This is a genomic window from Actinoplanes aureus (genome assembly GCF_015704865.1).
GTDB lineage: Bacteria > Actinomycetota > Actinomycetes > Mycobacteriales > Micromonosporaceae > Actinoplanes > Actinoplanes aureus.
In genome coordinates this window covers 1-8,989 of the sequence record NZ_JADQTO010000066.1, presented here as the reverse complement: position 1 = coordinate 8,989, position 8,989 = coordinate 1, and the positions used below count along the sequence as shown (strand labels likewise).

Annotated in this window: 2 protein-coding genes; both read right to left on the bottom strand. The window is 73.8% G+C overall.

The features are described from left to right. A partial coding sequence (locus tag I4J89_RS52280) for a type I polyketide synthase (protein WP_309238806.1) occupies nt 1-1,320 on the bottom strand: 1,320 nt, incomplete at its 3' end. After that, the gene (locus tag I4J89_RS48680) at nt 1,317-8,966 is read right to left on the bottom strand and encodes a type I polyketide synthase (protein WP_309238805.1); all 7,650 of its coding nucleotides are present in this window, start codon (nt 8,964-8,966) and stop codon (nt 1,317-1,319) included. The genes I4J89_RS48680 and I4J89_RS52280, both read right to left, overlap by 4 nt. Nucleotides 8,967-8,989 lie beyond the last annotated feature (23 nt).

Here is an 8,989-nt window from a genome sequence, read left to right as displayed (position 1 = left end):
CACCACATGCGCGTTGGTCCCGCTCACCCCGAACGACGACACCCCCGCCCGCCGAGGCCGCTCCCCCCGCTCCCACGGCACCGGCTCGGTCAACAACCGCACCGCACCCGCCGACCAGTCCACATGCCGCGACGGCTCCTCCGCGTGCAGCGTCCGCGGCAACACCCCGTGCCGCAGGGCCAGGATCATCTTGATGACCCCGCCGATCCCGGCCGCGGCCTGCGCGTGACCGATGTTCGACTTGACCGAGCCCAGCCAGAGCGGCCGATCGCGGTTCCCGCCGAAGACCTCGATCAGCGCCTCCGCCTCGATCGGGTCGCCGAGCGCGGTGCCGGTGCCGTGCGCCTCGACGGCATCCACGTCCCGGGGGCCGAGTCCGGCACTCGCCAGCGCGTCGCGGATCACCCGTTGCTGCGCCAGCCCGTTGGGTGCGGTCAGCCCGTTGCTGGCGCCGTCCTGGTTGACCGCACTGCCGCGCAGCAGCGCCACCACCGGGTGGCCGTGCCGGCGGGCGTCCGACAGGCGTTCCAAAAGCACCAGCCCGGCGCCCTCGCCCCACGCGGTGCCGTCGGCGCCGGCGGCGAACGCCTTGCACCGCCCGTCCGGCGCCAGCCCGCCCTGCCGGGCGAACTCGACGAAGGCGGTGGGTGTGGCCATCACCGTGGCACCGCCGGCCAGCGCCAGGTCGCACTCACCCTGCCGCAGCGACTGCGCGGCCAGGTGCAGCGCGACCAGCGATGCCGAGCACGCGGTGTCGACGGTGACCGCCGGACCTTCGAAGCCGAACGTGTACGACACCCGGCCGGACACCACGCTCGCCGCGTTGCCGGTGATCAGGTAGCCCTCGGCGCCGGAGTCGCCCTGGGCGAGCGCGCCGTAGTCCTGGCCGTTGGTGCCGGCGAACACCCCGGTACGGCTGCCGCGCAGCTTCGACGCGTCGATGCCGGCGTTCTCCAGCGTCTCCCAGGTGACCTCGAGCAGCAGTCGCTGCTGCGGGTCCATGGACCGTGCCTCGCGCGGGCTGATGCCGAAGAAACCGGGGTCGAAGTCACCGGCCCCGGTCAGGAATCCACCCTCGGTGATGCCGCCGGCGGCCGTCACGTCCCAGCCCCGGTCGGCCGGGAACGGCTCGACGGCGTCACCGCCCTTGACGAGCAGCGCCCAGAAGTCGTCCGGGCCGGTGACCCCGCCCGGGAAGCGGCATCCCATCGCCACGACGGCGATCGGATCGGCGAGCCGCTGGTTCTCGTCCTTGAGGCGCTTGTTGTCGCGTAGTGCGGTGCGCAGTGCCCGTACCAGATCGGCGGTGTTGTCGGTCACCGGTCCTCGCCCTCCATGGCCAGGCGGATCAGGTCCGCGGTGCTCATCGCGTCGAACTCGTCCGCACCGCCGGCCCGCGGGCCGGCGGGCGCGAGGCGCTCGTTCAGGTGCCCGGCCAGCGCGGCGGGGGTCGGATGGTCGAACAGGACCGTCGGCGGCAGCCGCAGCCCGGTCACCGCGGCGACCCGGTTGCGCAGCTCCAGCAGGGTGAGCGAGTCGAAGCCGAGCTCCTGGAACACGAGATCCGGTGCCACCGTGGCCGCCGACTCGTGGCGCAGAACCGTCGCGGCATGCGTGCGGACGATGTCGAGCAGCAGTTCCGGGCGCTCGGCCGGCGAGCATCCGCCGAGACGCGCGGCCAGGTCCGAGGTGGTCCGGTCCGCGGCGGGGGCGACTAGGTCGCACAGCAGCGGGCTTGGGCGTACCTCGGTGAAGGCCGCGCCGAAGCGGGACCAGTCGATGTCGGCCACGCCTACGCAGGTTTCGTCGCCGTCGAGTACGGCGCGCAGCGCCGCGAGCGCGCGTTCGGGCGGCATCGGGCGGATCCCGCGCCGGTGCAGCCGCTCCCCCACTTCCCCGCCGGCCAGGCCACCGTCGGCCCAGGCGCCCCAGGCCACCGACGTCGCGGCGAGCCCGGCCGCGCGCCGGTGCCGGGCGAGGGCGTCCAGGTAGGCGTTGGCGGCGGCGTAGTTGGCCTGACCCGCGTTGCCGACCAGCCCGGCGAACGAGGAGAACAGCACGAACGCGTCGAGGTCGAGGCCGGCGGTCAGCTCGTGCAGGTGGCGGGCCGCCACGGCCTTCGGCCGGTCGACGCCGGCGAACCGTTGCGGGGTCAGGCCGGCGAGAAGCCCGTCGTCGAGGACGCCGGCGGTGTGGAAGACGGCGGTCAGCGGCGCGTCAGCGGGCACCTCGTCGAGCAGGCGGGCGACCGCCGCGCGGTCTCCCACGTCGGCCGCGCGCACGGTGACCCGGCTGCCCAGGGCGGTCAGCTCGGCGGTCAGTTCGGCCGCGCCGGGCGCGGCGGGACCGCGCCGGCTGACCAGGATCAGATGTGCCGCGCCGGCGCGGGCCAGCCAGCGGGCCACGTGGGCGCCGAGCGCGCCGGTGCCGCCGGTGACGAGCACCGAGCCGGCCGGGGTCCAGCTGTGCCGGGGGGCCGCCGGCGCGGCATGGGCGAGACGGCGGGCGTACGCGCCGGTGCCGCGAACCGCTACCTGATCCTCGTGGCCGCCCAGGACGGCGACGAGGCTCTCCGGGGAGACGTCGCCGGTGATGTCGACGAGGCCACCCCACTGCCCTTCGAGGGCGGCCACCCGGCCCAGCCCCCACAGCCGCGCGCGCTCCGGGTCGGTGAGCGGGTCGTCCGGTCCGGTCGATACGGCGCCGCTGGTGACGCACCAGATCGGCGCGTCGTGGCCGGCGCCGAGCAGCGCGACGGTCTCCCGCATCGCGTCGGCCTCGCCGTCCAGGCCGTGCAGGGACAGGATGCCGGTCACCGGCGAGCCGTCCGGGACGTCCCGCACGGCCTCGGCCCCGGCCGCCCGGATCGCGTCGGCGCAGGCGTCCGCGAGGCCCTTGCCGTCGTCACCCACCACGAGCCAAATGCCGGTGGGTGCCGGTGCCGTGCCGGTGAGCGGCTCCCAGCGCTCCTGGTAGAGCCAGCCGGCGACGGTGGACCGCTCCTCGTGCCGCCGCCGCCAGGAGGCCAGGGCGGGTTGGAGCCGCTGCCAGGCGTCCCGGTTCGCCGCGTCGCCGGCGGCGAGGGCGTCGAGGTCGCCGGACTCCACCGCGGCCCAGAACTCGGTGTCGGCCGCGGCGGGCGGCGGCACGTCGAGCCAGTAGCGGCGGCGTTGGAACCGGTAGGTGGGCAGCGGCACCCGGCGCGGGTCACGGCCGGTGAACACCGCTTGCCAGTCCACTCGGGCGCCACGTGCCCATACGCGGGCCAGCGAGGCGTGGAACCGGTCCAGACCGCCGTCGTCGCGGCGCAGCGAGCCGAGTTCGTGAGCCAGTACCGGATGAGGGCTGACCTCTACCAACGTGTCGATCCCGGCCGCTACGACCGCGTCGGCGAACCGCACCGTCTGCCGCAGATTCCGATACCAGTACCCGGCGTCCAGCACCGTTTCCCCTGGCGTGACGGTGGAGTGGAACGGCACCTGCGGTGTGCGCGGCTCGATGCCCTCCAGCGCCGCCAGGATCTCGTCTTTCACCGCCTCCACGTGCGGCGAATGCGACGCGTAGTCCACCGCGATCCGCCGGGCCCTCGGCTCTTCAATCAGGAACCGGTCCACCGCGTCTGTGTCACCGGACAAGATCACCGACTCCGGGCCGTTGACCGCCGCGACCGACAACTCACCCGCATCGACGTCAGCGAACGGCACCGACACCATCCCGCCCCGCCCGGCGATCGCCCGCAACGCCCGGCTGCGCAGGGCCACGATGCGCGCCGCATCCTCCAGCGACAACGCCCCGGCCACGTAGGCGGCGGCGATCTCCCCCTGCGAGTGACCGACCACCGCCGCCGGTTCGACCCCGTAGGAGCGCCACAACGCCGCGAGGGACACCATCACCGCGAACAGGGCGGGCTGCACCACATCCACCTGGTCCAGCGGGCCGGCGAGTTGCTCACGCAGCGACCAGCCGGTGTGCGGGCGCAGCGCCTCTTCGCAGGCTTGCATCGACGCGGCGAACACCGGCGAGGCATCCCACAGCTGCAAACCCATGCCGGTCCACTGCGAGCCCTGACCCGGGAACACGAACACCACCCGGCCATCGCCAGCGCGCACCGGCAGGTCCTCACCGGCCACCCACCGCCACGGCAACGCCGCCCGGCCGGTGGCGAGAGTGAACGCCACATCCACCGGCCGCAGATGTGTGAGCCCTTGCAGTTGAGCGACCTGCTCCACCAGCGCCGGCTCGGACGCGGCCGACACCACCCAGGGAACGACCGGACCAGCGTCATCGGCGGGTTCGTCGGGAACGGCCTCTTCGACGATCAGGTGGGCGTTCGTGCCGGACATCCCGAAGGATGACACCCCGGCCCGCCGCAGACGGTCCCGGCGCGGCCACGGGACCTCGTCGGCCAGCAGGCGTACCGCACCCGCCGACCAGTCCACCTGCGACGACGGCTGCTCCGCGTGCAGCGAACGCGGCAGCACCCCGTGGTTCAGGGCGAGCACCATCTTCATGACGCCGGCCACCCCGGCGGCGGCCTGGGTGTGACCGAGGTTCGCCTTCAGCGATCCCAGCCAGAGAGGCTCGGCACGGTCGGCACCGTAGGTGTTCAGCAGTGCGCCCGCCTCGATCGGATCACCCAGCCGGGTACCGGTTCCGTGCGCCTCCACCACATCGACGTCGCCTGTAGACAACCGGGCATCCGCCAGAGCCTCGGCGATCACCCGTTCCTGGGCCGGACCGTTCGGCGCGGTCAGGCCGTTCGACGCGCCGTCCTGGTTGACCGCGCTGCCCCGCACGACGGCCAGCACCGGATGCCCGTTGCGCCGGGCGTCCGACAACCGCTCCACCACCAGCAGGCCCACACCCTCGGACCAGCCCGTACCGTCGGCCGCCTCGGCGAACGGCTTGCACCGGCCGTCCGCCGCCAGCCCACCCTGCCGGCTGAACTCCACGAACAGGCTCGGCATGGACATCACGGTGACCCCGCCCGCCAGCGCCAGGTCGCACTCACCCTGCCGCAGCGCGCGTACGGCCAGGTGCAGCGCCACCAACGACGACGAACAGGCCGTGTCGACCGTCATCGCCGGCCCCTCCAGGCCCAGCACGTACGCGATCCGCCCGGTCGCCACACTGCCCGCGCTGCCGCTGCCCAGATAGCCTTCGAGGTCCTCGGGGATCTCCCGCAGGCGGGCGGCGTAGTCGTGGTGCATGAGCCCGGCGAACACCCCGGTGCGGCTGCCGCGCAGGGATCGCGGGTTGATGCCGGCCCGCTCGAACGCCTCCCACGAGGTTTCCAGCAGCAGCCGCTGCTGTGGATCCATCGCGGTCGCCTCCCGCGGCGAGATCCCGAAGAAGGCGGCGTCGAACTCCGCGGCACCCTCGAGGAAACCGCCGACCCGCACGTCGCTGCGGGCGGTCAGCGCGGGATCCCAGCCGCGGTCGGCCGGGAACGGGCCGAGCACCTCGCCGCCCTCGGCGATCAGGCGCCACAGGTCTTCCGGTGACGCGATCCCGCCGGGGTAGCGGCAGGCCATCGCGACGATCGCGATCGGCTCGTCGCTGCCCGGGCGTACCGCCACCGGGCGCGGGGGCTCGGCCGCACCGGTCAGCCGGGCATGGAGGTGGGCGGCGAGCAGGGCCGGGGTGGGGTGGTCGAACACGGCGGTGACCGGCAGGCGTACGCCGGTCGCCGCTCCCAGGCGGTTGCGCAGCTCCACCGCGGTCAGCGAGTCGAAGCCCAGCTCCTTGAAGGCCCGGTCCGTGTCGACCGGTGTCTCGTGCCGCAGGACCGCCGTGACGTGGCGGCGGACCAGGTCGAGCAGGAAGCCCTCGCTGGCGGCACCGGAGAGCCGGCCGAGCTCGGCGGCGGGCGGTGGCGCTAGAACCGGGCGGGCGCGGGAGGGGGCCAGACCGCGCAGGAGAGCGGGTCCGTCGGGGCCGAGGGCGGCCGGTCCCAGGCGTACCGGGACCACGGTCGCATCGCCGGCGCCGATCGCGGCGTCGAAGAGGGCCATCGCCTCCGCCGTCGCCAGCGGCTCCAGCCCGGACTGGCGCAGCCGGTCCCGGTCGGCCTCCGTGAGGTGGCCGGTGAGCCCGCTCGGCTCGTCCCAGAGTCCCCAGGCAAGGGACGTCGCCGGGAGTCCCTCGGCCTGCCGGTGACCGGCGAGGGCGTCCAGGAAGGCGTTGGCCGCGGCGTAGTTGGCCTGCCCCGGCCCGCCGAAGACCCCGGCTGCGGAGGAGAACAGCACGAAGGCGGTGAGGTCCGCGCCGCGGGTGAGCTCGTGCAGATGCCACGCCGCGTCGACCTTGGGGCGGGCCACCCGGTCGAGCTGTTCGGGGGTCATCGCCTCGACCAGCCCGTCGTCGATCGTGCCGGCGGCGTGCACCACGGCGGTGAGCGGGCGGTCGGCCGGGATGGCGGCGAGCAGGGCGCTCAACGCGGCGCGATCGGCCACGTCGCAGGCGGCGACCGTGAGGCGGGTGCCGTGGGCGGCCAGCTCCTCGCGGAGCCCGTCGGGCGCCGCGCCGCCGCGCGAGACGAGCAGGAGTTCCGGTACGCCGTGCGCGGCGGCGAGGTGCCGGGCCAACCGGGTGCCGAGCGTGCCGGTGCCGCCGGTGATCAGCACAGTGCCGTTCCCGAACCCGTCCGGTGTCCCGGCACCGGGCCGGCGCACCAGCCGCGGCACGTGCCAGGTCGCGCCGCGCAGGGCGAGTTCGGGTTCGCCGGCGGGGATCGCGCCGGGCAGCGGCGCCTCGGGGTCGAGGTCGAGCAGGATGAAACGGTCCGGGTGTTCGCGTTGCGCTGAGCGGATCAGCCCCCACACGGGCGCGGACGCCACGTCGGTGAGCGGGCCGGCCGGAACCGCGCCGCGCGTGACGACGACCAGGCGGTGGTCGCTGTCGCGGTCCTCGGCGAGATGGCGCTGGACGCAATCGAGGGCCTGCCGGGCCGCAATCATCGCGCGCGCCGGAACCGGTGTCTCCGGGTCGCCGCCGGTGACGGACACGAACCGCAGGTCGGACGTGTACTCGGTGGCGGTCAGCTTGGGCCAGGCGACCCGGAACAGGGAGTCGCGGAATTTCCTGGTGATCAGGGAGGTGACCGAGACGACGGGCGATCCGGTGGCGTCGGTGGCGTGCAGCGAGATGGATTCGTCGGCGTGCACCGTGGCTCTCACCCGCAGGGTGTCCGCGCCGGTGGCGTGCAGTCGCACACCGCCCCAGCTGAACGGGAGGCGGCCGGGACCGGCGCCGCCGGTGTCCGGTACGAGGGCGACGGCGTGCAGGGCGGCGTCCAGCAGCGCGGGGTGCAGCCCGTATCGCGCGGCGTCCGCACGCTGGTCCTCGGGAAGTGCCACCTCGGCGAGGATCTGGTCGCCGTGCCGCCATACCGCGCGCAGCCCTTGGAACGCGGGGCCGTAATAGAAGCCGGCTGCGGCGGCGCGCTCGTAGACGCCGTCGAGGGACACCGGTTCGGCGCCGGTGGGTGGCCAGAGGCTGTCGTCGTGGTCCGGTTCGGGGGTGGTGTCGGGTAGCAGGGTGCCGGTGGCGTGGGTGGTCCATTCGTCGCCGGTGCGGGAGTGGATGGACACCGTGCGGCGTCCGGTGTCGTCGGGCAGGCCGACGGCGACCTGAACCGGTGCGGGCGGGTGCAACGGAGTGTGCAGGATCAGCTCTTCGACCGTCCCGCCGGCCCACAGCGCGAGTTCGAGCAGTCCGGTGCCCGGTACCAGCGCTACCCCGTCAACACTGTGGTCGGCCAGCCACGGCGCATCGATCTGCCCGTCGAACAGCAGGCCCTGCGCCCATTCGACCGGCTTGCCCAGCCAGCCCGGCGAGCCGCCGTCCAGCCAGTAGCGGCGGCGCTGGAAACGGTAGGTCGGCAGGATCACTCGGCGCGGGTCACGGCCGGCGAACACCGCCGGCCAATCCACTCGGGCGCCACGCGCCCACACCCGGGCCAGCGACGCGAAAACCCGGTCCAGACCGCCCTCGTCGCGGCGCAGCGAACCGAGTTCATGGGCCAGCACCGGATGCGGGCTGATCTCCACCAGCGTGTCGATCCCGGCCGCCGCCACCGCGTCGGCGAACCGCACTGTCTGCCGCAGATTTCGATACCAGTAGTCAGCGTCCAGCACCGATTCCCCTGGCGCGACCGTCGAGTAGAACGGCACGACGGGTGTGCGTGGCTCGATCCCGGCCAGTGCCGCCAGGATTTCGTCCTTTACGGCTTCCACGTGCGGGGAATGTGAGGCGTAGTCCACCGCGATCCGCCGGGCTCGCGGTTCTCCAGCGAGAAACCGGTCCACCGCGTCTGTGTCACCGGACAGGATCACCGAATCGGGGCCGTTCACCGCCGCAATCGACAGCTCGCCGGGGTCGACGTCGGCGAACGGCACCGACACCATCCCGCCCCGCCCGGCGATCGCCCGCAACGCCCGACTCCGCAACGCCACCACCCGCGCCGCGTCATCAAGAGACAACGCGCCCGCCACATACGCGGCCGCGATCTCCCCCTGCGAATGACCCACCACCGCCGCTGGTTCGACTCCGTAGGAGCGCCACAACGCGGCGAGGGACACCATCACCGCGAACAGGGCCGGCTGCACCACATCCACCTGGTCCAGCGGACCCGCCAACTGCGACCGCAGCGACCAGCCGGTGTGCGGGCGCAGCGCCTCCTCACACGCCTGCATCGACGCGGCGAACACCGGCGACGTGTCCCACAACTCCAGACCCATGCCGGTCCACTGCGAACCCTGACCCGGGAACACGAACACCACCCGGCCATCACCAGCCCGCACCGGCAAGTCCTCACCAGCCACCCACCGCCACGGCAACGCCGCCCGCCCGACCGCCAGAGTGAACGCCACATCCACCGGCCGCAGATCCGCGACTTCCTGCAGCTCGGCGACCTGCTCCCGCAGGGCCTGCTCGGACGCCGCCGACACCACCCACGGCACCACCGGACCGGCATCCTCCGGTGGAG